19 protein-coding genes are annotated in these 23946 nt (G+C 54.7%); 16 read left to right on the top strand and 3 right to left on the bottom strand.

The features are described from left to right. Positions 1–40: 40 nt before the first annotated feature. Positions 41–1990: an AMP-binding protein gene (locus QMF38_RS02510; protein WP_058093933.1), complete on the top strand. Its 1950-nt coding sequence runs from the start codon at positions 41–43 to the stop codon at positions 1988–1990. 39 nt (positions 1991–2029) lie between these two features. Here the strand turns inward: QMF38_RS02510 and QMF38_RS02505 are convergent, their stop codons facing one another. Further along, complete coding sequence (locus QMF38_RS02505) at positions 2030–3214, bottom strand: acyltransferase (RefSeq protein WP_058093932.1); 1185 nt, start codon at positions 3212–3214, stop codon at positions 2030–2032. A 173-nt stretch (positions 3215–3387) separates the two neighbouring features. Between QMF38_RS02505 and QMF38_RS02500 the strand changes: the two genes are divergently transcribed. The 15 genes from QMF38_RS02500 to QMF38_RS02430 all read left to right on the top strand — a co-directional run bounded on the left by QMF38_RS02500 (position 3388) and on the right by QMF38_RS02430 (position 22615). Next, positions 3388–5064, top strand: coding sequence for a cupredoxin domain-containing protein (locus QMF38_RS02500; RefSeq protein ID WP_058093931.1), 1677 nt, complete (start codon positions 3388–3390; stop codon positions 5062–5064). A 148-nt stretch (positions 5065–5212) separates the two neighbouring features. Then, on the top strand, positions 5213–5749 hold the full coding sequence (locus tag QMF38_RS02495; RefSeq protein WP_058093930.1) for a small multi-drug export protein: 537 nt from the start codon (positions 5213–5215) through the stop codon (positions 5747–5749). 347 nt (positions 5750–6096) lie between these two features. Continuing rightward, a complete protein-coding gene (dxs, locus tag QMF38_RS02490; protein ID WP_058093971.1) occupies positions 6097–7992 on the top strand; it encodes a 1-deoxy-D-xylulose-5-phosphate synthase in 1896 nt (631 codons plus the stop codon). Positions 7993–8036: 44 nt separating this feature from the next. Next, a complete protein-coding gene (gene fni / locus QMF38_RS02485) occupies positions 8037–9149 on the top strand; it encodes a type 2 isopentenyl-diphosphate Delta-isomerase (protein WP_058093929.1) in 1113 nt (370 codons plus the stop codon). Positions 9150–9256: 107 nt separating this feature from the next. Then, positions 9257–10267 (top strand): adenosyl-hopene transferase HpnH, encoded by a 1011-nt coding sequence (gene hpnH / locus QMF38_RS02480; RefSeq protein ID WP_040289586.1) that lies wholly within the window; start codon positions 9257–9259, stop codon positions 10265–10267. A gap of 6 nt (positions 10268–10273) precedes the next feature. Continuing rightward, positions 10274–10906: a phosphorylase family protein gene (locus QMF38_RS02475; protein WP_058093928.1), complete on the top strand. Its 633-nt coding sequence runs from the start codon at positions 10274–10276 to the stop codon at positions 10904–10906. Beyond that, the gene (gene hpnA / locus QMF38_RS02470) at positions 10891–11892 is read left to right on the top strand and encodes a hopanoid-associated sugar epimerase (RefSeq protein ID WP_058093927.1); all 1002 of its coding nucleotides are present in this window, start codon (positions 10891–10893) and stop codon (positions 11890–11892) included. Before QMF38_RS02475 ends, hpnA begins: the two co-directional genes overlap by 16 nt. 28 nt (positions 11893–11920) lie before the next feature. Continuing rightward, positions 11921–13822, top strand: coding sequence for a squalene--hopene cyclase (gene shc, locus QMF38_RS02465; protein WP_058093926.1), 1902 nt, complete (start codon positions 11921–11923; stop codon positions 13820–13822). Positions 13823–13827: 5 nt separating this feature from the next. Beyond that, complete coding sequence (gene hpnC / locus QMF38_RS02460) at positions 13828–14703, top strand: squalene synthase HpnC (RefSeq protein ID WP_058093970.1); 876 nt, start codon at positions 13828–13830, stop codon at positions 14701–14703. Then, positions 14700–15560: a phytoene/squalene synthase family protein gene (locus tag QMF38_RS02455; protein WP_281758561.1), complete on the top strand. Its 861-nt coding sequence runs from the start codon at positions 14700–14702 to the stop codon at positions 15558–15560. The genes hpnC and QMF38_RS02455 overlap by 4 nt, the downstream gene beginning before the upstream one ends. After that, positions 15536–16897: a hydroxysqualene dehydroxylase HpnE gene (gene hpnE / locus QMF38_RS02450; RefSeq protein WP_058093924.1), complete on the top strand. Its 1362-nt coding sequence runs from the start codon at positions 15536–15538 to the stop codon at positions 16895–16897. Before QMF38_RS02455 ends, hpnE begins: the two co-directional genes overlap by 25 nt. A gap of 80 nt (positions 16898–16977) precedes the next feature. Continuing rightward, positions 16978–18303 (top strand): S1C family serine protease, encoded by a 1326-nt coding sequence (locus QMF38_RS02445; protein ID WP_058093923.1) that lies wholly within the window; start codon positions 16978–16980, stop codon positions 18301–18303. Between the two features lie 255 nt (positions 18304–18558). Beyond that, positions 18559–20121 carry a spore germination protein gene (locus QMF38_RS02440; protein WP_083495984.1) on the top strand — a complete coding sequence of 521 codons (1563 nt, stop codon included), beginning with the start codon at positions 18559–18561 and terminating at the stop codon, positions 20119–20121. Continuing rightward, positions 20118–21317, top strand: a complete 1200-nt coding sequence (locus tag QMF38_RS02435; RefSeq protein ID WP_058093922.1) for a Ger(x)C family spore germination protein — start codon at positions 20118–20120, stop codon at positions 21315–21317. The genes QMF38_RS02440 and QMF38_RS02435 overlap by 4 nt, the downstream gene beginning before the upstream one ends. 209 nt (positions 21318–21526) lie before the next feature. Then, positions 21527–22615 (top strand): GerAB/ArcD/ProY family transporter, encoded by a 1089-nt coding sequence (locus QMF38_RS02430; protein WP_281758560.1) that lies wholly within the window; start codon positions 21527–21529, stop codon positions 22613–22615. Positions 22616–22645: 30 nt separating this feature from the next. On the opposite strand, the gene QMF38_RS02425 is transcribed toward QMF38_RS02430, so the two are convergent. Together QMF38_RS02425 and QMF38_RS02420 are read right to left on the bottom strand one after the other, a co-directional pair. Next, on the bottom strand, positions 22646–23044 hold the full coding sequence (locus tag QMF38_RS02425) for a VOC family protein (protein ID WP_040289593.1): 399 nt from the start codon (positions 23042–23044) through the stop codon (positions 22646–22648). A gap of 38 nt (positions 23045–23082) precedes the next feature. Then, complete coding sequence (locus QMF38_RS02420) at positions 23083–23859, bottom strand: phosphosulfolactate synthase (protein WP_157057169.1); 777 nt, start codon at positions 23857–23859, stop codon at positions 23083–23085. Between the last annotated feature and the right edge of the window lie 87 nt (positions 23860–23946).

The raw sequence follows: 23946 nt of genomic DNA, 5'->3' as shown, positions 1-23946 counted from the left end.
TGGTGCCACATATCGCCGTAGGGATCACAAGGAGATGAGTATGAAAGCGTTATCGGATGTGCCGTTTCGCACGGAAAGATGTGCAATCTACTTATTAAACGTAACGATTCACACGGATTTTCGCAGAGTGTTAGAGGCAGTACCTCGAGATGTGCTTATCTGTGTGAACGAGATGGTACAGGCGCGCTATGGGGAATTCCTGCGCAACAGGGGGGCGGTGTGCATTTACGCCGCGAAGCCGCGTTCGTTTGCGCCACTCATCCGCAGTCTACAAGACGGAAAACCGGTCTTTGTCGCCCTGGATACGGATCAAGCGACGTTTCAGGCGGTGGCAAGCTATGCATTTCGTCGCCAAGTTCCACTGATTCCTGTGTACGGACACACGCGCCTCCCGAGTATGGGTGAGGCTTTGCCTTTGACAGATGCGCGCAAAACGCTCGACGAGTTACAAAGATTTTTGTTGGTGAGTTATCTTGGCAGAAGAGATGATGCGGAAGTCAATCTGTTCGATGAGCTGGTTCGTTCCGCCAGGTACTATGGGGAGGAGCGCGTGATTTGCAAGGATATCAGCGGTAAGGCAACATATCGCGAGATCCTGTTGAACTCGTATGTACTTGGGACGACGTTTCGTCGCATGTTTGCCGGGACGGAGCGCGTTGGTGTGCTTTTGCCCAATTCCATTGGCCAAGTGGTCGTCCTCTTCGCGCTGTTTTATGCGGGGATTACACCTGTGATGCTCAACTATTCAAGTGGAATTCAAACGATTCTCGATGCTTGCGAGACGGCAGATTTGCGCACCGTCTTAACATCGCGCGAATTTATTCAGAAAGGTCAGTTGCAAGATGTCGAGGCAGCGCTGAGTGTCCGTCTGTCCGTTCACGAAATGGAGGATGTGCGCAAGCGTATTTCCGTATTCGAGAAGGTGCAGGGTCTGCTCGCATCGAAGCGCCGAGCGCGCGCGAGCAAGGGCTTGCGCGAACTGATCTTATTTACGTCGGGCAGTGAATACAAGCCGCGTGGAGTGGTATTGTCTCACGCGAACATTTATGCCAACGTTCAACAAACCAGATCGGTTATCGACTTTGGAACGCAGGATAGAATGTTGAACGCGATGCCAATGTTTCACTCATTCGGTCTGACAGCTGGAGCTTTGTTGCCGCTCCTGGCCGGAATACAGACCTACTTATACCCATCGCCCTTGCACTACAAACGAATTCCCGAATTGGCAGGGGAAGAACGGTCCACCATTCTTTTCGGGACGTCGTCCTTTTTGGAGAAGTATGGCCAACATGCCACACCTGAACAATTTGCATCGCTGCGCTATGCGGTCGTCGGGGCTGAACGATTAAAGCCCGAAGTCGAGCGCGCTTGGTTGAAAAAGTTCCAGTTGCAAATTATGCAGGGATATGGCGCAACTGAGACGTCGCCCATCTTGTGCTTGGATACACCCATCAACCATCGCCAGGGGACGGTTGGACGACTCTTGCCCGGCATTGCCTATCGTCTTCTTGCCGTCGAGGGAATTCCCGAGGGCGGGGTGCTGCACGTGCAAGGTCCGAACGTGATGAAAGGCTACTTATTGCACGGCCAGGGCTACGTGGAACAGAGTGGTTGGTATGACACTGGGGACGTCGTTACGGTGGACGACGATGGCTTTGTCACGATTATTGGGCGTCTCAAGCGCTTTGCGAAAATTGCAGGCGAAATGGTGTCGCTTAATCTTGTCGAACAGTTGGCAGCTCGCGCTTATGACAGCCCCGATTTTGCCGCGATCACGGTACCTGACGAGGTGCGAGGAGAACGGATTTTACTGGTCACGACAGTCGCTGGTTTGACGTTGGCACCGATGCGTAAGATCGTCGAGGAATCAGGCTATTCTCGGATGCATGTGCCAAGTGAATTGCGCACCATTAATGAATTTCCTCTACTTGGAAGTGGGAAGACGGACTACGTATCGTTGCGCAGCCTGATCTTGGCGGATGTGAGGTAATCATAAGACGGGGGCCAAGTGACTTGGCCCCCTGATGTGTTATGCCGCGTGCTGAACTGCCTCGTGTTTGTGGCGGCGCCATTGTGTACGCCTGCCGACTGTATACGTGAGAAGCGGGATTTTGCCAAGAACATACGAAATGAGCATCGATGAGAAATAGACAAATAAGATGGAGACAGGCAGCAGGGCGTAGTGGAGCCACGTCGGAATACCAAGGCCATCAATGTGGTTGACCGTCAGTTCCATCAGGTACAACGGGAACGGTTGGGCCAGGTAGATGCCAAACGACGTGTTGCCCGCAACCTTGACGAATTTGCTGAACGGGCGCCACCCAGGGCGACCCATTCGTTTGGCCCAAGACATGCCGGCATACCAATAGACCAATGTCACGAGCAGGCTGTATGGAACCATGATGGGTTGTAGCACAAGTTCCGCCGAACTCTCGCTCTCGCCCACGGCCAGGCGTTCCAAAAAGTAATACCCCCACACCAGGCACACGCCAATTCCCAGGGACACGAATAGCGCACGGCGATGCCGATAGATAAAAGCCGCCACGCGATCATAATGGCAAGCAAGGATGCCACCGGCAACGAACCAGAACTGATACATGACAATGTTTCGATCGCGATATTGGTATAGATCATAGAGCACTTTTGACAAATTCGCTGCGTTGATGTTGCCAAGCGCGTACTTGTTTAACCACATTAAACTAATTTGTAGGACAAAGCTCGCGATGAGAATGTGAATATGGTACTTTTCCCACTTTCGTAACATGTACAGCAGAAAGGGGAATACGATATAGAGCTGCATGGATACAACAAGAAAATATAAAAAATACATGTTTCCGGTAAGTAAATTGTGTGTGATGGCAGGCCAAAGGACGGACCACGACCAGTCGAAGCCGGGCGTTAACAAACCCACGAATGCAATATAGGCAAGTGTCCATATGATGTAGGGAATGGCAATCAGCAAAAAGCGCTTTCGCCAAAACACCAGTGTATTGAATGGGTTTCGATAGTACGTGATAAATAAGACGAGGCCCGTGACGAACATGAACGTCTCCCGCGTGTAATGCATGGTCGTAATCAGTGCGCCAAGCGTTAAAAAACCGGGTGTCATGTCGTTGTTGAGCACATTAAAAAAAGACGTCGTATGCACGGATAATACACCGAGGATGACAAATGCGCGCATGAGGTCAATCTCATGCAAATACCGCCGCGCCAAGCACAGTCCCCCTTTTTCGCAGGTTTGGCTTCCTTGTATCATACGAACATTATGTTGAAATCGGATTGAAAAGCCAAACCCATCTTGTGGACAAGGCGGTTTGAGACAATATTCAAACAAGTCGATGCGTGTTAAGCTTCCGAATAAACAGTCCTAGCACGGAGGGAAAGCGCTTGCACCGCATGGATCGGATTCGTCACATCATTGCTGTTGCGTTAGGTATCTTCATGATGATTTCACCGGCACCGCTCGCGCTTGCTGCCATCCATTCGCCGCTTCCGGTTACTTGGGCAATGCAGGCGGGCGTACAAGCGGCGGATGGAGTCTTTGCGGCGGCTTTTCTACCTAATACCATCACCATCGACGCCGGCGACACCGTGTCATTTTCAGGCGTTGGGCAAGCGATTTACATTCCTCCGCAAGGCAAGCTTGCGCCGCCACCGTGGACGAGTTCGTTGCACGCTTTGGGCGGCGACGTATACGATGGTGTGCATGCCGTGGCATCTGGAATATTAACGACGGCTCCGTATCATTTGACGTTTGTCAAACCGGGGACTTATGTCTGTTTTGATCCGCTGCATCCAGGTATGGAGGGCGTCGTGATTGTCCAGCCGACAAGAACGCCGTATCCCACCGATGCGTCTTCGTATAACGCTGTGGCGGCGCACGAGGCAGAGGTCGACATTGCGGCCGGGGAACAGGCGTTGGCCAAGACGCGGGCTGAGGTGGTAGACAATGCGAATGGCACGCTGACCTATGTCGAGGATGTCGATCTGCCAGATGGCGAAGGCGTGCAAACGCCGCTTCAACCATTGGGTAAAAGTTCCGCCCAGGGGCGTGTCACGCTGACGCCGCGACTTGATGCGAGTGTGGCAAACGGCACTGCGTATAGCATCGCGGTGAGCCTGACTGGGCTGGAAGCTGGCGGCCAATACGTGGGGGAGTTGCGCTATGCAAGTGTGACAGGGCCGTTGGTTCCGGGGATCTCCACGCTTCACGCCACTGCGGATAGCCGCGGGCGGGTTGATTTACAGGGGGTTGTTCGATCCGCTGGCGTTCCGCAAGGCGTTTGGGAGTACGTAGTGGAAAACGCAAACATGCAACCGGTTGCGGCGTGTTCCATCACGGCGCCCGCTTATGCCTATGCTGGCTGTGCACCCAAATCGTTGACCATACATGTCGGCGATACGGTAGTTTGGAAGGAAGTTGGCGTACATGGTATACATGCGGTGGCGTACGAAGCGAGCAATACAGCGGGCTCTACTTCCATGCTGATGGTCCCAACAGCGAGCGGCAGCCATGCGTTCGACGGTGCAGGGAGTGCCAGTTCGAATGTGCTGACGAGCAACACCGGCTACTCGCTTACGTTTGATGCCGCTGGGGTCTATCATTTTGCAAGTCCAATCGACAGTGTATATCATGTCGCAATGACCGTGACTGTGCTACCGGCGAGAAACAGGATATCTGTCATTGCTGGTGATCTCTCGACCACGATGCCCGTTCAGAAAATAGGAAAGGCCTTGTTTGTGCCATTGCAAAGCGCGATTGGCTGGATGAATGTCATCGGTGTGTCGAGCCGTATGAATGGCTTGAATGTCGTCATTCACACGCCTTTTAGAGGGGCCATCGCGCACCAAGTTCCCATCGATGGCATGGCACATTTTATAGTGAATGGAACGCTTTTGGGAAATGCTTTCGTAGAAACCGCAAACGATCCGGATGTGGGCGGCCAAGCCCCATATGTCTGCGTGAACGATTTGGTCAATATCCTCAACGAGATCGGCGTACATACATCGTTCGACGGCTCGATTTGGAGTGCGCCACCCGCATCGGCCCAGACCACAACCTAATCGCTTTCATTGATAAGGAATGCCTCTGGTGCGCATTCTCATAAGAGGGGTTACGCGCAGGTTGCAGCTTGCCATGGGATGACAGATGATGAGCGAAATGAGCGCCAGCAAATGGTACAATAGATGGTGAAAGAATGGGGGAATGTCCATGGGGCGGCAAATGGGTCCAACTGCAGTTCGTTCCACGTTTGTACGCGGACTCATGTATGGTGTTGCCGTGGCCTTGCTGTTTTTTGCCGCCGCGCTAGGAGTTGGAATGAGTCAGGGGAGAATCGTCCCGACCCTGTCTTTAATTGGTACGTCGATTGTACTCGAAGCACAACCAGCCGCAGCAGCGAGTATTCCGCTTGGCTTTCACCCGTTTACAGGTGCCGTGATTTCGATCCTTGCTAACCTTATCTCACTGCCGATTATGATGTTTGCATTCGGCGAGATCGTACAGCGGTGGAAATGGGCGCGCAAGCGATTACAGAAGGCTGAGCGTCTATCTCAAAAGTATGGGCGCTTCGGGGTGTGGATCCTCATTCCCTTGTGCCCCATCTTAGGTGCCTACGTTTGTATGGCCATCGGCTATTTGCTGAGATGGAACACGACATTGGTAGTGACCAGTATTCTCATCGGCATGGTCAGTTCTACGTTTATTATCGCCTACGGGGGCTGGGCGATTGTCGGACTGTTTCGCTGAGCATAGAGCCGCATTGCCCGATTTGCCGCATATTCGCATAGTGCATGACATACAAGACAGCGTGGGCCTTTCTTGTTTGATTTTGCGTTTCGGATTCGTAAGCGGCATACATGGGTGGCAATGGTTTGCTTTTGGCCAAACTCAGTTGTTCAGGCACACGAAAAATTTAGTTGTACGATTGCGGGCACACCTCAGAATTTGGTACGCTTGAAGTTGAGAAATTTTATTATTTGTCATTTTTCCTTCGACCAACTTTGATTGGGGGTGGAGCCTCGAAGACCGGATCGCCGCGTGCACAGGAAGGCCCCTGCGGCTTGTTGTCTGTTGTACACTCTGGTGCAATCGAGGTGTTGATTACGTTACTGGATTCGATTCAAGACCCAAAAGATTTGAAGCAACTGACGGAGTCGCAACTGGTGACGCTGGCTCAGGAAATCCGCGATTTCCTGGTGTCGTCCATCTCGAGGACGGGCGGCCACTTCGGCGCAAATATGGGCGTGGTCGAATTGACCTTGGCTCTGCACCGGGTGTTCGACAGTCCTCGAGACAAGATTTTGTGGGACGTTGGTCATCAGGGGTACGTACACAAGATCTTGACCGGCCGCAAAGACATGTTTCCGACCTTGCGCAAGCTAGGTGGCCTTGCGGGCTTTTTAAAGCGGAGTGAAAGCCCGCATGATCCGTTCGGTGCAGGTCACTCCAGCACCAGCATCTCGGCGGCTGTAGGCATGGCGGTGGCTCGTGATCTCCGTCGTGAAAACCATCATGTCATTGCCGTGATCGGCGATGGTGCACTCACGGGAGGCATGGCCCTGGAGGCGATGAATCACGCGGGTGATCTTGGGCTCGACCTGATTGTCGTCCTCAATGACAACGAGATGTCCATTTCCAATAACGTTGGGGCTGTGTCCAAATACCTGACCCGCTTGCGCACAGATCCGAGCTATGCCAAGGCCAAGGCGGATATCGACCACATTCTTAAACAGTTGAGCGGCGTTGGCGCGAAGGTGACCAAAGTCCTCGACAGAGCCAAGGACGCCGCACGCCATATGTTGTTGCCGATCACGCCTTTCGAAGGGTTTGGCTTTAAGTATATTGGACCCATCGACGGACACGACTTGCCTCAATTGATTTCTGTTTTTGAGCGCGCGAAGGAGATTCGCGGCCCTGTCCTCATTCATACGCTTACACAAAAAGGCAAGGGATATCCACAGGCGGAGAGTTCGGAAGACAAGTGGCATGCGTGGCCGAGTGCTGTGAAGGGCAATCAACCACCTTCGTACACGAACGTATTTGCGGCGACGGTGGCCGAACTGGCGCGCCGCGATGAGCGCATCGTGGTCGTGACACCTGCAATGTTGTCGGGGAGTGGCTTGACGAAATTTCAGAAGGAGTTTCCCACGCGCACGTTTGACGTAGGGATTGCCGAACAGCACGCGGGCACGTTCTGCGCAGGTTTGGCGGCTGCCGGCAAGCGTCCGATTTTTGCCGTCTACTCCACCTTCCTGCAACGCGCGTACGACCAGACCATCCATGACATCTGCATCCAAAACTTACCAGTTTTACTCGCGGTCGATCGCGCTGGCATTGTTGGCCCCGACGGCGAGACGCACCAGGGCGTATTCGATGTCGCGTATCTGCGCACGGTGCCGAACATGGCGGTCATGATGCCAAAGGACGAAAACGAGTTGCGGCACATGCTTTATACAGCCAGCCAGCACGATGGGCCGGTTGCTGTTCGCTATCCCCGCGCAGATGGATTGGGCGTGCCTCTTGATGAAACGCTGCAGACTTTGCCATGGGGGAAGTCGGAAGTGCTTCGCGAGGGGGCGGATTTGACGATTATCGCACTCGGCTCGATGGTCGATCCGGCGCTGAAGGCCGCCCGCACGCTTGCCGATGATTATCAAATCGAATCGACGGTCGTCAATTTGCGGTTTGTCAAACCGCTCGATGAGGATCTCATTGTGCAATTGGGTAAAACGGGAAGACCCATGTTGACGGTTGAGGAAGCGGCCTTGGCAGGTGGTGCAGGTTCGGCCGTTGCCGAATTGCTCATCGATCGCGGTCTTGTCGTTCCGATGCGTCGCAAAGGCGTGCCTGACACATTCGTCGAACACGGGGGACGCGACGAGGTATTGCACAGGTTGGGCTTGGATGCCGAAGGAATTGTGGCGGATGCATTGCAACTTTTAGGTCATAAAGGGAAGTCGACGCATATATTGGACAAAGTAGGGACGTAAGCACGGCTGCGGCCCTGTTCGCGACAGAAAGAAGGAGACGGAACATGGCGAAAGTGGTTGGAGATCTGCGGCAGCGCCGCAAGGTCGAGCACGTCGCTGCGGTGCGCGCGCTCGGCGACAACCCGGCGAGCACCAACTGGTTCGAGGACGTGTCCCTCGTTCCATGCTGTGCACCAGAGTTGGCAGTGGACGAGGTGTCCATCGCGAGCGAAGTGTGTGGCGTGACGCTTCCGTCTCCCATTGTGGTGAACGCCATGACCGGTGGCGCAGACGAGGTCTATGAAATCAATCGCAAACTTGCCGGAGCCGCTCGTCGGCATGGGCTTGCCATGGCCTTGGGTTCCGGTACCGCGGGTGTGCGTTCGCCTGAAGTCGCATACACGTACAGCGTCGTTCGGGAAGTGCACCCAGATGGCGTCGTGATCGCGAACGTCGGCATGGGCACGGACGTGGAAACTGCGAAGGCGGCTGTTGACATCGTGGGAGCACAGCTGCTGCAGGTGCATTGGAATGTCGCCCAGGAGATGTTCATGACCGAAGGAGATCGCGACTTTCGCGGTGCGCTCGCGAAACTTGTGGATGTGGTGCAAGGCGTAGGCGTACCGGTGATTGCCAAGGAAGTCGGCCAGGGAATTGCGGCCGAGCAGGCAGTTCAGTTTGTCGAGTGCGGTGTGCGGGGAATTGATGTTGGCGGTCGCGGGGGAACAAATTTTATTGCGGTCGAGGCGTGGCGACGAGGCTTACAACTCGCGGATTCTTGGCAAAACTGGGGACTATCGACGGCTGCGTCGCTTGCCGAAGTGATGGACGCTGTGGGCGATCGCGCGGACGTCTTTGCGTCCGGTGGGATGCGTACAGCCGACGAGATCGTCAAGGCGATGGCGATGGGGGCGAAGGCGGTCGGAATTGCCGGTCCGCTCGTGCGTTTGCTTGGTCAGCCAGATGGCGAGGCGGCATTGGATCGCTATTTGGAAGAGTTACATGCTGGGATACGCACGTTGCTCGTTTTGACCGGGTGCCGAACCTGGGCCGATTTGCGGAAGAAGCCAGTTGTCGTGACCGGGAAGCTCCGCGAATGGCTCGCGGCGCGAGGCAAGCATGCGTACTTAAAGAGCTTGCAGCAGCGCGACGGCATCGCGATTGTGGGTGACATGTAGTTGCCCGGAATTTGCTTCTGACCCCGAATATGGGATATTGTTCCCTCAGACAGGATTCATTTCTATCTTCTCATTCGTCGAAGCGGATTGACTAGGAGGGGATTAGGATGGCAAGACAGTCGTTGTCGGCGACGGTAGACATGGTTAAGTACCTTGCCAAGAACAAGGTCAAAGGTGTCAAACGTTATCCCATGGTATTGATGCTGGAGCCGACAGAAATTTGCAACCTTACGTGTACCGGTTGCGGAAAGATCAGGCAAAGCGAAGAAGTGCTCAAACTGCGCCTGACAGCGGAAGATTGCTTTAAGGCGATCGAGGAGTGCGGCGCCCCCGCCGTTTCCATTGCAGGCGGCGAACCGCTTGTCCACCCCGAGATTGTCGATATCGTCAACGGCATGCTGGCGCGCAGAAAGCTCGTGATGCTCTGCACTAACGGTATCCTGTTGCATCGCGTGCTCGACAAGTTGAAGCCACATCCGAACTTCACGTTCGTGTTTCACCTGGATGGCAAACGCGAGCACCATGACCGCATGGTCGAGAGGGCTGGCGTCTTCGACATCGTGATTAAAGGCATCAAGGCAGCGAAAGAGCGAGGCTTCCGCGTTGCGACCAATACGACCTTATATAAGGGCGCAAGTGCCAAGGACACGGCCGAACTGCTCCAAGAGTTGATGGATCTTGGAGTCGACAACTGCATTGTGTCGCCCGCGTTCACCTACGAAGAGGTGGATTCCGCACACAGTGATATCTTCCTCCACCGCAAAGAGGTCAATCAGCTGGTTTCGGAAATCCTCGAACACGCTGGCGACAAAATCCGCTTCTACGATACGCCAATTTACTTCGACTTCCTCACAGGCAAAAAGGACTTGCGCTGCACGCCATGGGCGATGCCAAACCGCAACCCAAAAGGTTGGAAAGGTCCTTGCTATCTATTGACGGACGATCACTATGATTCGTTCCAAGAGATGATGGAAAAGACGAATTGGGACGAGTTCGGCTATGGCGAGAACCCGCGTTGCGCGAGCTGCATGATGCACAGCGGCTACGAGATGTCCGCGGTCAAGGCTGTGTCGCCGGCGGATACCTGGAAGCTTGTGCGTTGGTTCTTCGCATCATAACGAAAAATGGCTTCCAGACTGGTTTTGACCGCACTTGCGTTTGAAGCAAATGCCCTCCGTCCTTTGCGATCCGCCCTGGATTGGGGCGTGATCGCAACGGGCGTGGGTCCAGCGCGCGGCCGTGCCACTGCAGAACAGGTATTTGCGGCTGCTCGCCCGGCATTTGCGTTGGGGGTGGGCGTGTGCGGGGCACTTTCCGCGGACGCGCGGCGCGGCGAGATTGCGTTGCCACAAACGGCGGTTTCGGATGCCGGCGCCGTCGAGCGGATCGCTCCTTTGCCGGAGCCCTTATTGGAAGCCGTGCAGATGGCCGCGCGCAAAGTTGGGGTGGGCGTGCGGGCCGACCAAGGTATCGCTTCGGTTGGGCGCATCGCTGCATCGCCTGCGGACAAGCGCGAACTGGCACTTCGTGTGGGCGCTCGCTGGGTGGACCAGGAGACATTTGCCTGGGCACAGGCGGCGAGATCGCAGGGCGTTCCGTTTTACGCCATTCGCGTCGTGCTCGACACCGCGTCCGACCAACTGCCGTCCTGGCACCCCGGGACTTGGGGGCATGCGTTGCGCTTGCCGTTGCACGCTCTGCGCGCGCGTCGGATTTTGCAGCAGATCGGGAGGGAACTGGCGTGCTTGCGCTGGTGACAGGAGGCACAGGATTTGTCGGCTACCATGTCGTCGCCGCTTTGCGCGAACGCGGGCACAAGGTGCGGGCGCTCGTGCGCGATCCCGTGCGGGCGCAGCCGCTTATCGCCCTTGGCGCAGACGTTTGCGTAGGCGATCTCGCGACAGGCGCGGGCATTGAGGCGGCGGTGCGCGGCTCTGATGCCGTCTTTCACGTGGCCGCACACTACTCGCTGGATCGCCGGGATGACGCTGTGATGTACGCGGCGAACGTCGAGGGGACGCGCAGGCTAATCGACGCCGTGCGCCGCGCGGGCGGGCCAAGGCTCGTCTATACCAGCTCGACCGCTGCCGTGAAGTTGCGGCACGACGGAAAGCCGGCGACGGAAGAGGACGGTTTTAACGATCCGGACAAGGTGTACAGTACGTACAAAAAAACGAAGGTGCTAGCGGAACGACTGGCGATGGATGCGGCGGCGTCAGGCATGGACATCGTGATCGTCAATCCGTCGACACCGGTCGGACCGTACGACGTGAAGCCGACGCCCACAGGGCGAATTGTCCTCGACACGATGCTTGGACGGATGCCTGCATACGTCGAAACAGGGCTGAACTTAGTCGCTGTGGAGGATGTCGCCTTGGGTCATCTCCTTGCCTATGAGCGTGGGCGGCGCGGCGAGCGCTATATTCTTGGCCATCGCAATATGCACTTTGGCGATCTTGTCGCCATGGTGGCGCGCCTCTCTGGTCGCCGCGCGCCGCGGGCAAAAATCCCGTTCTGGGTCGCCATGTCGGTGGCTGTGGTGGACGACTACATGTTGTCGCGCTTGTTGCGCCGGGCTCCACGGGCGCCGGTGGCAGGTGTCAAACTGGCACGGGAACCAATGTATTTTGACGCGACAAAAGCCGTGCAGGAACTCGGCATGCCGCAGTCCTCGGTCGAAGACGCATTGCGTCGGGCGATTACATGGTTTCGCGAAGCGGGTATGGCGCCTGTCTCGAAATGACAGAACTGACGTGTAAGGGGGTTGTCGGATGACCAAGCAACTAGCTGAAATTCCAGCTTATATGCAGACGCTCGACAACGGCGTCGAGTACCTGTTGAGCCGCCAGCATGAAGAAGGATATTGGTGGGGGCCTTTGCTCAGCAACGTGACCATGGAAGCTGAATACGTGCTTTTGTGTCACTGTTTGGGCAAGGTGGACAAAGAGCGCCTTGAGAAGATCAAGACATATCTTTTGCATGAGCAGCGAGAGGATGGCACATGGGCGCAGTACCCAGGCGGGCCACAAGACCTCGACACGACCATCGAGGCCTATGTTGCTCTGAAATATATTGGGTTATCCCCTGACGATGAACGAATGCAGAAGGCCTTGGCTTTTATTCAAAGTCAGGGTGGGATTGAATCAGCCCGCGTATTCACGCGCTTATGGCTGGCTTTGGTCGGCGAGTATCCGTGGCGTAAGTTGCCTGTCGTTCCGCCTGAAATCATGTTCTTGGGCAAGAACATGCCTTTGAATATCTATGATTTCGGTTCGTGGGCGAGGCCGACAATTGTCGCACTCACCATTGTGATGAGCCGCCGCGCGGTATTCCCGTTGCCTGCGCACGCCAAGGTGCCTGAGTTGTTTGAGACCAACGTGCCTCCCCGTCGGCGCGCGGCCAAAGGCGGCAATTCAAGCCTCTTTTTATCCATCGATAAGTTACTGCAAGGATACCAGAATGGATCGTTTCATCCATTTCGCAAGGCTGCCGAGCAGCGTGCCATCGAATGGCTGATCGAGCATCAGGCTGGCGATGGTAGTTGGGGTGGCATTCAGCCGCCATGGTTTTATGCCTTACTTGCCCTAAAAGTCATGAATATGACCAGCCATCCTGCGTTTATCAAGGGGTGGGAGGGACTCGAACTCTATGGACTAGAGTTGGAATACGGCGGATGGATGTTCCAAGCTTCGATTTCCCCAGTATGGGATACGGGACTTTCCATTCTCGCACTGCGAGCAGCCGGTCTAGCTCCAGACGAGCCTGCTCTGGTCAAAGCGGGACAGTGGCTTCTCGACCATCGCATTGCCACGAAGGGAGACTGGGCAGTACGGCGGCCAAACGCGAAGCCAGGTGGCTGGGCATTCCAGTTTGACAATCCACATTATCCAGACGTCGACGATACGGCGGTTGTCGTTTGGGCGTTAAACGGCCTGAAACTGCCGAACGAGGCGGAACGGCGCGATGCCATGACGGCTGGCTTCCGCTGGCTGACGGCGATGCAGAGTTCGAATGGCGGCTGGGGGGCGTACGACGTCGACAACAACAAGGAGCTTCCCAATCGCATCCCGTTCTGCGACTTTGGTGAAGTGATCGATCCGCCTTCCGAAGACGTTACCGCACACGTCCTGGAGTGCTTCGGCAGTTTTGGCTATGACGAAGCTTGGAAAGTCGTCGCGCGGGCAGTGAATTATCTGAAGCGCGAACAGAAGCCTGACGGCTCTTGGTATGGGCGTTGGGGTGTCAATTACATCTATGGCATTGGTGCCGTGGTGCCAGCTTTAAAGTCGGTCGGCGTCGATATGAAGGAACCTTTTGTTCAGAAGGCACTCGACTGGTTGGTCGCACACCAGAATGAGGACGGCGGCTGGGGCGAAGACTGTCGTTCGTATGTCGACGAGCGCTTTGCCGGAGTGGGGCCGAGCACGCCATCACAGACTGCTTGGGCGCTCATGGCCTTGATTGCCGGTGGGCGTGTGCAAGCGGACGCGGTTTCGCGCGGCGTCGCATACCTCGTGCGCACGCAGCGGCCGGATGGCGGTTGGGATGAACCGTACTACACCGGAACGGGCTTCCCCGGAGACTTTTACCTGGGCTATACGCTTTATCGACACATCTTTCCCGTTATGGCACTCGGTCGCTACAAAGATGCCTTGGGCAGGTTGACGAGGTAATGGCGATGCAGTCGGTCCCAGTCGGTTTGCGAGCTGATTTCGAGGTGTGTGCGCGCTTGACGGCCAGTCATTACGAGAACTTTTCAGTCGTCTCGCTCTTTGTCCCGCGCGAGCTTCGTCCGCACTTTTGTTCTATTTATGCATTTTGTCGCGGCGTGGACGATCTCGGTGACGAACTGAAAGGGGATCGGCTGGCGGCCCTCGATGCGTACGAAGAAGAACTGCGGCGAGCGTACGGTGGCACGCCGCAGACGCCCGTTTTTCGAGCCTTGCAACACACGATCGAAGCGTGCGGGCTGCCGATGGATCCGTTCCTGCGTCTGATTGAAGCCAATCGGCGAGATCAGCGCCAAGCGACATACGAGACCTGGGACGACCTGCGGGATTATTGCCGGTATTCGGCGGATCCCGTGGGCCGTCTCGTGCTTGGCGTCTTTGGCTGCTGCGACGAGGAGCGTGCCGCATTGTCCGATTACACATGCACAGCCTTACAAGTCGCGAATCACCTTCAAGATATTCATCGCGATTTGAAGAATGGTAGGATTTATGTACCGAAGGCGGATCTCGAGTCATTCGGGGCCTCTTTGGAAGATATCCGCCAGGCTCGAATGACAGATGGTGTGCGTGCCTGCATCAAGTTTGAGGTCGAGCGCACAGCCGAGTGGTTTACACAGGGGGCTCGCCTGGAGCGTTTGGTGCCGCAGCGACTCGGGCTACAGTTGCGCCTTTATCGGCTCGGCGGCGAAGCTGTTCTGGAAGCGTTGCGCCGCCAAAATTACGATCCGTTTGTACGTCGACCGGTGGTGACAAGCGGCCAAAAGCTACGTATTGCGATGCGAGCCTTCATGGGCTTCGCGCAACGAGGGGTGGCTCCCGGATGAACATCGACCAGGCCTATCAACACTGCACAAAGCTGACCCGCCAAGCTGGAAGCTCGTTTTATTACGGCATGCGTCTTTTGCCTATACACAAGCGCCTCGCGATGTACGCGATTTATGCCTGGAGTCGCATTTGCGACGACGCAGTCGATGACTACGAGGGTGAGGAAGCCGAGGCGCATCTCGCGATGGCGGAACACATCGTCGAGCAAGCCTTTGCCGACGGCTATCAAAGCTCAGACCATCCGGTCGTCTTGGCATTGGGCGACGCCGTCCGGCGGTTTCAACTCCCCATACAGCCGTTTCACGATATGGTGCAGGGCATGCGTATCGATATGCGCGCGGTTCGCCTGCAAACCATGGCGGAGCTTGAACAATACTGCGACTACGTTGCAGGAACGGTCGGCATCATGTGTGTCCACATTTTTGGCTATCGCGATCCCAAAGCCCTTTCCTTGGCGCGGGACATGGGGCGCGCGTTGCAGTTGACCAACATCCTTCGCGATCTTGGCGAGGACATCGAGCGCGATCGCGTGTATTTGCCTTCTGAAGAGCTCGCCAGGCATGGTTATACGATTGACGATCTACGATTAAAACGTCTGACGCCTGGCTTTCTGGCGCTGATGCGCGAGCAGGCCGAGCGGGCTGAGATGTACTATGAACGAGCCAAAGGGCTGTTCCCGCTGGTTGAGGAGGACAGTCTTCGCTGTTTGCGCATGCTGTTTCTCATGTATCGCGAATTATTGACGAAGATAGAAGAGAGTCGGTTCAATGTGTTTGATCGCCGAATTGCGTTATCCAGTTCGCGTAAATTGCGCTTGGTGTGGGGTGTGTTATGGAACGCATCAGCGACAGTATAGTCATCATCGGTGCGGGATGGGCAGGGATTGCAACTGCCGAGGCCTTACTATCCAAGGGCATAGATCCTAAGCGCATTGTGCTACTCGAACGCACGCCCTATCCAGGAGGGCGCGCGTTTTCCTTTGTCGATCGCGAAACTGGACTCGCATTGGACAACGGTCAACACGTGCTGTTGGGGTGCTGTGATCGATTCATTGCGTTGTTGAAGCACCTCGACGTACGTAGCGGCTATCGGCTGCAGCCTTTGCTTGACATTCCTGTCTACCACGATGGGCAGATGTATCGCATCGCCAGCAGACGCCTTGTAGGGCCGTTGCATTTGTTGCCCGCGCTGTTGGCTTACGGGCACTTGTCTCCGAGCGAGCGCGTGTCGACGCTTGCGGGTGCGCTCGCCTTTATGCGACCACGGGCCGAAAAGCTGGATGCCGTAAGTTTCGCCAAGTGGCTTCAGACCACAGGACAATCGGATACAGCCATTCGTTTGGTGTGGGATTTGGTTGGGACGGCGATTTTAAACGGCCACGCTGGTGAGATCAGTGCTGGTTTGGCCGCCCATTCGTTTCACATCGGCTTTATGCGTGGGTGGCAGCCCGCGCGGCTAGGCTTGTTTACGCGGCCCCTTGGCGATCTCGCACGCGACGCCATCGATCGCTTGGTTGCACGGGGCGTGACCATCCGCTATTCGACGTATGTGGAACGAGTGCAGGTTGCAGAGAACAAGGTGTGTGGTCTAGCTCTGCGCGACGGTTCGTTCGTCGCGACGGAGCAAGTCGTTTCCACGGTTCCACATGATGCTTTACTCCGTATGTTGCCAGACGACTGGGCAGGAAAAGAGCCGTTTCGCGGCATTGCAAAATTGCGTTGGAGCCCCATCCTCAATGTGTTTCTCAACTATGACCGTCAAGTTTTGGCCGAGGACGTGTTTGCCGCGACCGACTTTGATGGCATGTTCGTGTTTAACCGCGGTCGCTTGCTGCCCGATTCGGGACAAGACGGGCGCTGGTTATCCGTTTCGATCTCGGCTGCGGATCGATTCCGCGATTGGACGCATCAAGAAATTATCCGCGGCGTGCAAGATGCCATCGGCAAAGCGTGCAAAGACGCACGCGATGCCAAACTGCTTGCCGCGAAAGTCGTTTGGCAGCCGAAGGCGACGTTTCTCGCCGAACCTGGTACATGGCATTTGCGCCCGCAACCGGTGACGCCCATGACAGGCCTCTTCTTGGCCGGGGATTGGACGCGCACAGACTGGCCTGCCTGTCTCGAAGGGGCGGTGCGTAGCGGCGAGGCGGCGGCTTTTGCCTTATTGCGATCACGCCAAGCATTCTTGGTCTGACCTTTTCGATACGGTTTCAAGGTTTACGATGCATACTAAAGGCATCAAAGCTGACTTGACGTCGAAAGGTGTGAACAGGAATGGGCTATTATCGTTCGAGGCAGGGCAACGGCTTCTTTCGCGAGTCTGCTGGTGCGCTGAAGTGGGCCGCAACCGTGGTTGTCTCGGCGCTTGTCGGTGCAGGCGCGACGCTCGCTCTCATGCCGATGGTGCGAAACGCACAAACACCGTTGGCTTCGGAATCTTCGTTGCCGACCTCGACTACGTCAGCGAGTAAGCCGATGTCTGTGAGCGTCAATATAAATGACGATATTACGCAGGTTGTCAAAAAGGTTGAGCCTGATGTCGTTGCTGTCGTCAACTACACGACGACCAGTGACTTCTTTACACAGCAATCACAGACTCAGGAATCTGACATCGGGTCTGGCGTCTACTTTTACAAGAATGGCAACAATGCTTATATCGTGACGAACAACCACGTTGTGCAGGGCGGATCGAAGGTCGAGATTGTCCTCAACACCAACAAGCAGGTGAGGGCTACGGTGGTCGGCACGGACCCGTACACAGACCTTGCGGTGTTGAAAGTCCCGGCGTCGACATTCCCAGGCATTCAGCCTGCGCAGTTTGCGAACTCGGATGACATTCAGGTCGGCGAACCGGCCATTGCCATTGGGACACCGATGGGACTTGATTTTGCAGACACCGTGACGTCGGGTATCGTGAGTGGCGATCAGCGTATGATGCCCGTCGAGGAGCCAACTTCGGACACGACACTTGATTATCAATCTGTCATTCAGACCGATGCCGCCATCAACCCCGGTAATAGTGGTGGGCCCTTGTTGAACGCAGCGGGTCAGGTCATTGGCATTAACAGCAGTAAAATTGTCGAGCAGGACTTCGAGGGGATGGGCTTTGCGATTCCGTCCAACGAAGTACTGAACGTTGCGGACCAAATTATCCGCACAGGGCATGCTTTGCACCCGGCTCTTGGCATTGAAGGCATTGATCTGTCGAGCATACCGTCTGGCTACTTGCCAGGAAACATTCCGGTCAATTACGGTGTGTATGTAGAGAAGGTCGATTCGGCCAACGCGAAGAATGCTGGTTTGCGAACGGGCGATGTGATTATTTCCATCGACGGAAAGACCATTCAGTCGATTGCGGATCTGCGGACCGAATTGTTCACGCTTAAGCCGGGTGAGACGGTGCCAATCGTCGTGTACCGGGGCAGCCAAAAGAAGACGCTCAATGTGAAAATCGGTTCGGAAGAGTCGCCGAATACCACTGCGTCTGGCGCTTCGAGTCAAAATCAAGCGGCCGGCAATTCCGGACAGGATCCGTTCTCGTCGGGCGGCGGCAGTGTGATGCCAGATCCCTTTAACTCGACCAGCCCGTTTGGGTATTAAGGGCTAACGTGTTTGATCACGGCAACTTTGCACAAGAACATATGGATCATGGTGGAGCTGGCCTTGGTGCATGGGCACCAAGGCCAGCTTCGTTATGTCTATGGATAAAATACTGTTTGGACTTACATATTATTCTTTGGATGGAGGAAGGTGAACGTGAGCGGACGAGTGTTGATTCGCAGACGTCGCAGACGCCCGACGGAGTCTGTGCGTGGTCCGGAACAGCAGGGAACGGAACTTGATGCGTCTACACCCCTGGAAATAGAGGGTGGTTCGTCATACGCGGCATCCTGCGAGGTCCCCATTTCGGACCACTTGCACGACAACCTGACCATGATGCTCAAAGTCTTCTCTGACTGCTCAGATTTGCAAGTTCGCCATTTGTGTGTGGGCCATGCGCGGGATGCCTGCATGTTGTATCTTTCTGGACTGGTCAATGCTACCGATTTAAGCGAGGAAGCACTTCGTCCTCTCATATACGATTTTCAAGCGAACGATGAGCATGTTATGGATCGGCTTTCGCCTGACAAGATTCGCGACGAAGGTGTTCTTCTGGCGCGGGTCGGTCGAGCGGATACCTTTCGGAAGGCCATCGATGGCATTGTGGGTGGTCAGGCCGCCTTATTTGTCGACGGCGTGTCGCAGGCCTTCTTGTTATCCACTTCTGGGCCAGAACGTCGCAGCATTTCTGAGCCAGAAACGGAATCAGTTGTCCGTGGGCCACGCGAAGGATTCACGGAAGATCTGTCGGTCAATATAGCATTATTGCGTCACAAGATTCGGACGCCACAACTTAAGGCGCATTCGTTTACATTGGGCACGTACACCAAGACGGCAGTCTTGCTCGTTTACATTGAAGATCTGGCGGATCCAAAGGTCATTGCGGAGGCCAAACGGCGCATTTCAAGCATCGAGATCGACGGCGTTTTGGAGAGTGGCTACATTGAGGAGCTTATTGAAGATCAGCCCATGTCGCCATTTCCCCAGTTTCAGTATTCGGAAAGACCGGATACGATTGCCGCACAGTTGTTAGAAGGCCGTTTTGCCATCTTCACCGAGGGGACTCCATTTGTGCTCATTGCTCCGGTGACCTGGTGGCAGTTCGTACAGGCCAGCGAAGATTATTATGAGCGGTTTTTTCTTGTCTATCTGGTGCGTGTCCTTCGCTATATTTCTCTTTTTCTGGCACTTTTTTTGCCAGCTATGTATATCGCGGTGACCACGTATCATCAGGACATGTTGCCGACAAGTCTTGTCATGAGTGTTGCGGCCGCACGTGAAAGCATCCCCTTTCCAGCGATTATTGAAGCTTTGATCATGGAACTCACTTTTGAAGCGTTGCGGGAGGCAGGAATTCGACTCCCCAAGGCGGTAGGACAAGCAGTCAGCATTCTTGGTGCTTTAGTTATCGGGCAGGCGGCCGTTGAAGCAGGGATTGTATCCGCGCCGATGGTAATTATTGTGGCCATCACGGGTATCGCTTCGTTTACATTGCCCCGTTACAATGCCGCTATTGCCATCCGCTTATTGCGATTCCCGATGATGCTTCTGGCAGCGGTACTCGGTATGTTCGGCATTGTCATCGGTGTCATGTGGATTTCCATTCACCTTTGCAAGTTGCGATCCTTCGGGGTTCCGTATCTTTCAGGACTCGCACCGTACAAGCGCAAGGAAATCAAAGATCTGTTCTTTAGACCGCCATGGTGGAAAATGGTCTTTCGTCCATCGTCTTTTGCGCATCACAACCGTAAGCGTATGGCGGAACGTCAGATGCCAGGGCCGGATAAGCGATCCGGTTCGCGAGGGGGAGCCCGATGAAGGCCAAAGTGGCAATGACCTTCGTCTGTGCGTTGTGTCTGGTGCCTTTGACCAGCGGCTGTTGGGACAGGCGCGAAATCAACGACATTGCCTTTGTCACCGCGGCCGCCGCCGATATCACTCCGGATAACCACTATCGAGTGACAATTCAGGTGCCGTTACCTGGCAAAATCTCTGACGTTGGTCAGAAAGGGGGCGGCGGTGGAGCGAGTGGGAATAAGGCCTATTTTCTCGACTCGACAATTGGTGATACCTTCCGGGCGGCGAACGCGAAGCAACAAAATGCAATGTCGAGGCAATTGTACTTTTCACATATGCGCGTTTTCGTCTTCGGCGAAGATTTGGCGCGAGAGAATATTGCTTCACCTATTGACGTCATGAGCCGCATACCACAAAATCGCATGACGACATATCTCCTTGTCAGTTCAGGGCCTGCGGCAGATTTGTTGAATGCGCAAGCAACCATGGAGAAGACCCCAGCCGAGTTTTTACGGGAATTGGCCAACGAATCGATGATCCACCCGCGAACCGTAAAACGGGTTACAGAAGCACTACTGGCTGAAGGACAAGATCCCATCATGCCAGTTGTATCATGGACGACGACGAAACCTGGAGATGCAGGCGATGCACAGACCAACTTAAAACTGAACGGGCTAGCTATCTTCCAGAAGAAAAAGATGGTTGCGATGTTGTCAGGCCGTGCCGCGGACGGCGTTTTATGGGCAATGGGTGAATTTCGCCGACCGCTCATTACGATACCTGCGCAAAACGGCAGTGGCTTTGTTTCGGTGATGGTGACGAGCTACCATGTGCGCACGACAGTGAAACCGACACCGGATGGCCGAATGGTGTGCCAGATCAAAGCGCGCGTAACGGGGGCATTAAGTGAAAATACATCCAATCTGACCTATGAGCGCAGTCAGAATCTTGCCAGTCTCGAACGACAGGCAAGTCAAGCCGTCACAGATGATATGCGCTTGGGAGTCGATCAACTGCAACGCTTGCACGCGGATCCGATTGGAATCTGTAATCGTGTTTATCGAAACTATCCAGGGTATTGGCATCACGTTAAGCACAACTGGCGAGACGAGTTCTACCCGAACATTCCAGTTCAAATCGATGCGCAGGTAGAGATTCGCAACAGCGGCAATGCGACGTCACCCGTGGGGGTACCTGAGGAGGAGCTACAGTCTTGATTTTGCTACTGATTCAGGCAGTCGGCCTAGTTGGAGGTTTGTTGTTCGTTCAATGGCGCGAGTGGAAAAAGAGCAATCGGGTCACCCGCATCATCTATGCTGTTTGTCTATTGTCAGCAGCAACCATGTGGGTGCTCTCGAACACCTTAATGTTCACACATACGTCATTCGCGTGGCTCCCGAAGTTCTCATTTGCGGGGTGAGTTGAGTTGGAAACGGCTTCGTCGCGCCAGATTGTCATCATGGGTCTTTGTTATGTATTCTCGGCGACGCTTGTCACGTGGCCTGGTCAAATCCTGCGCTTGGCGAGGCAAGACGCGTGGATTGGCGTGCCCACGTGTGCGCTGATCATGCTTGGCGTGCTTTGGGTGGTTAACCGCACCTTGCACGCTCATCCGGGCAAAGACTTGTTGACGCTCTTTGTCGAAAAGTATGGGTGGCTTGGCAAGTGTTTGGTTGGTGCGTACGTGCTGTTACTGACCCTCGACATGGGCAAAGATCTGCGGCTTGGGACGGATTTTGTTAACGTCGTCTTCTTGCCCAGAACGCCGTCCATTTTGATTGCAACGCTCATCGCAGCGACGTGTGTGTTCATGGTGCGCGGAGGAATTGAAATTGTCGGGCGCATGGCGGAGTTGTATATACCGCTGTTTATCGTTGTCGCTTTGTGCGCCGGGTTGCTCCTCATTCCGGACTTAAGCTGGCAGTATATGCAACCGTTTTTTGAAAAAGGGATGATTCGCCCTATGGTGGGGGTTTGGTATGCGTTGACCCCAATTGGCAACATCATGATTTTGCCGCTGATGTTCTCGAATCAGCATTTTACGTTTCGCCAGTCCTGTATGGCGATATTGATTTCCTGTGGTTTGCTCGAGTTTGTGCTCATCATATGTCAGCTCAATCTCAGCAGTACACTGGCAGGCCACCTCATGTATCCCGCGTATGAAGCGGTTCGCGAAATTCGCTTAACGGACTTTTTGGATCGCTTTGATCTACCAATTGTCGGGTTATGGTTGCCCACCATTGTCATCAAAATTGGCATCAACCTGTATGTGATTTGCACGGCTTTACAGCGCATTTGGCCCTCGCTCGAAGCCCGGACGGTTGTCCCCGCCGTGGGAGCCTGGATTGTCGTGTTTGGTTTTTGGCTGTTTCACACCTCGGTGGAAGTCGTGAGCGTCAATGATGCCTGGCCCGTGCTGGTCATCTTTTGGTGGATCATGATTCCCGTGTTCGCGTGTGTTGGCTTACTTATCCTTGCGCGCGTGCAACAGTCGCGCTTGCGGCGCCCGTCATGAGGCGCCAGCCAGCTGGGCTGGCGCCGTGGCTCAATACATCATGCGCTCATCGTAGTAGTACTTGAATTCGAGCAGGTTATTGGATGGATCGCGCAGGAAAAACATTTCATGTTCTTCAATCATTCCTTGAAAACGCTTCGACAGGTCTTGGAAAAACGGGATTTCGCGTTGTTTCGCCAGCTTGTACAGGTTATCAAATTGCCGCTTGTCCCTAAACGTGACGCCAAAGTGGCGCGGATACATCTTCACGTCGCGATCGAAATTGTCTGAGAGATGGCAAACCACTTGGTCACCGAAAAAGTCTAACGTAATTCGATCCGCATAGCGGCGTGCGAGTTTACATCCAAGCTTCGTCACATAAAAGTCGTACGTTTCATCGAGATCGCGGGCAGGGATCGCCAAGTGAAACACGTTATGGGGATCGCGCATACATAGTCCTCCTTCAGGCCGTGCCAGGGAATTGAGATTCAGCCTTCAAACAACATGAAAGTATCGGAACGCAGTCCGAGTCGCAACGTCTCGAGTGGAATAATATCGGCAAACGGCACGTTCGCAAGGTTGACGTTGCTTCCAACCTTCTCGATAAAGTGAGTTTGTAACGACTTGTTTGGCGCTTCAAAGACAAGTTTTTCGATCTCGATATTGGCATCGAGAATTTCTTCAATGAGCCCAAAGCGCAACTCGCCATTTTCGCGACAAATGCCACTTGTGCCGGATTCTCGAGCTTCGGTAATGACATAGCTGGCGCCCGCTGCGAAATCCTCTTGAATAAACTGAATCCAGCGATTGGGAGGCAGCATCAACGATTGATTGACATCTTTGTAGCCCACTTCACTGAGTACTTTAAAGCGCTCGGCGAAGTGTGCAATCCAGCGACATTTCTCTTCATTCGATAGCGGCGCGGTCCCGTTGGAAATTTCCACGTAACGGCACTCGTGTTGCAGACAAAACTTCTCGTATGCGTCGATTTGATTCTGCACGTAAAACTTCTCAAACAGCGTTCCACCAAAGAAATAATCGATACCCAGACGGCGTAAGCATGCGATTTTCTCATCCAGCCGCGGGGTCACCAGTGAAGTGCCCCAACCAAACTTGACGAGATCCACCCAATCGCCGGAACTCTCCATCACATCTTCAAAAAAACGAAGGGGCACGCCATTGTCGATCACGATGGTCAGCCCAGTCGTCCGTGGCTTCACGTCACGGGACGGTAACCGTAAGCCGAGTTCTAGTGTAGTTGACACCAGGGTTCACTCTCCTGAGGTTCTTTGCCTTTTGATCCCTTTCCGGTTTAGCACAGCATAACCAGCTAGCATTGAAAACGCCTTGAA

The organism is Alicyclobacillus hesperidum subsp. aegles, from assembly GCF_027923525.1.
Classification (GTDB): domain Bacteria; phylum Bacillota; class Bacilli; order Alicyclobacillales; family Alicyclobacillaceae; genus Alicyclobacillus; species Alicyclobacillus aegles.
The sequence above is the reverse complement of the archived record's forward strand: the minus strand, read 5'-3'. Positions and strand labels throughout refer to the sequence as shown.

Excerpts from the sequence above, each read along its gene's own strand:
- QMF38_RS02510 (WP_058093933.1), top strand. The coding sequence starts at position 41 with ATGAAAGCGTTATCGGATGTGCCGTTTCGCACGGAAAGATGTGCAATC.
- QMF38_RS02495 (WP_058093930.1), top strand. The coding sequence starts at position 5,213 with ATGGGGCGGCAAATGGGTCCAACTGCAGTTCGTTCCACGTTTGTACGC.
- fni (WP_058093929.1), top strand. The coding sequence starts at position 8,037 with ATGGCGAAAGTGGTTGGAGATCTGCGGCAGCGCCGCAAGGTCGAGCAC.
- hpnH (WP_040289586.1), top strand. The coding sequence starts at position 9,257 with ATGGCAAGACAGTCGTTGTCGGCGACGGTAGACATGGTTAAGTACCTT.
- QMF38_RS02475 (WP_058093928.1), top strand. The coding sequence starts at position 10,274 with ATGGCTTCCAGACTGGTTTTGACCGCACTTGCGTTTGAAGCAAATGCC.
- shc (WP_058093926.1), top strand. The coding sequence starts at position 11,921 with ATGACCAAGCAACTAGCTGAAATTCCAGCTTATATGCAGACGCTCGAC.
- hpnC (WP_058093970.1), top strand. The coding sequence starts at position 13,828 with ATGCAGTCGGTCCCAGTCGGTTTGCGAGCTGATTTCGAGGTGTGTGCG.
- QMF38_RS02455 (WP_281758561.1), top strand. The coding sequence starts at position 14,700 with ATGAACATCGACCAGGCCTATCAACACTGCACAAAGCTGACCCGCCAA.
- hpnE (WP_058093924.1), top strand. The coding sequence starts at position 15,536 with ATGGAACGCATCAGCGACAGTATAGTCATCATCGGTGCGGGATGGGCA.
- QMF38_RS02445 (WP_058093923.1), top strand. The coding sequence starts at position 16,978 with ATGGGCTATTATCGTTCGAGGCAGGGCAACGGCTTCTTTCGCGAGTCT.
- QMF38_RS02435 (WP_058093922.1), top strand. The coding sequence starts at position 20,118 with ATGAAGGCCAAAGTGGCAATGACCTTCGTCTGTGCGTTGTGTCTGGTG.
- QMF38_RS02425 (WP_040289593.1), bottom strand. The coding sequence starts at position 23,044 with ATGCGCGATCCCCATAACGTGTTTCACTTGGCGATCCCTGCCCGCGAT.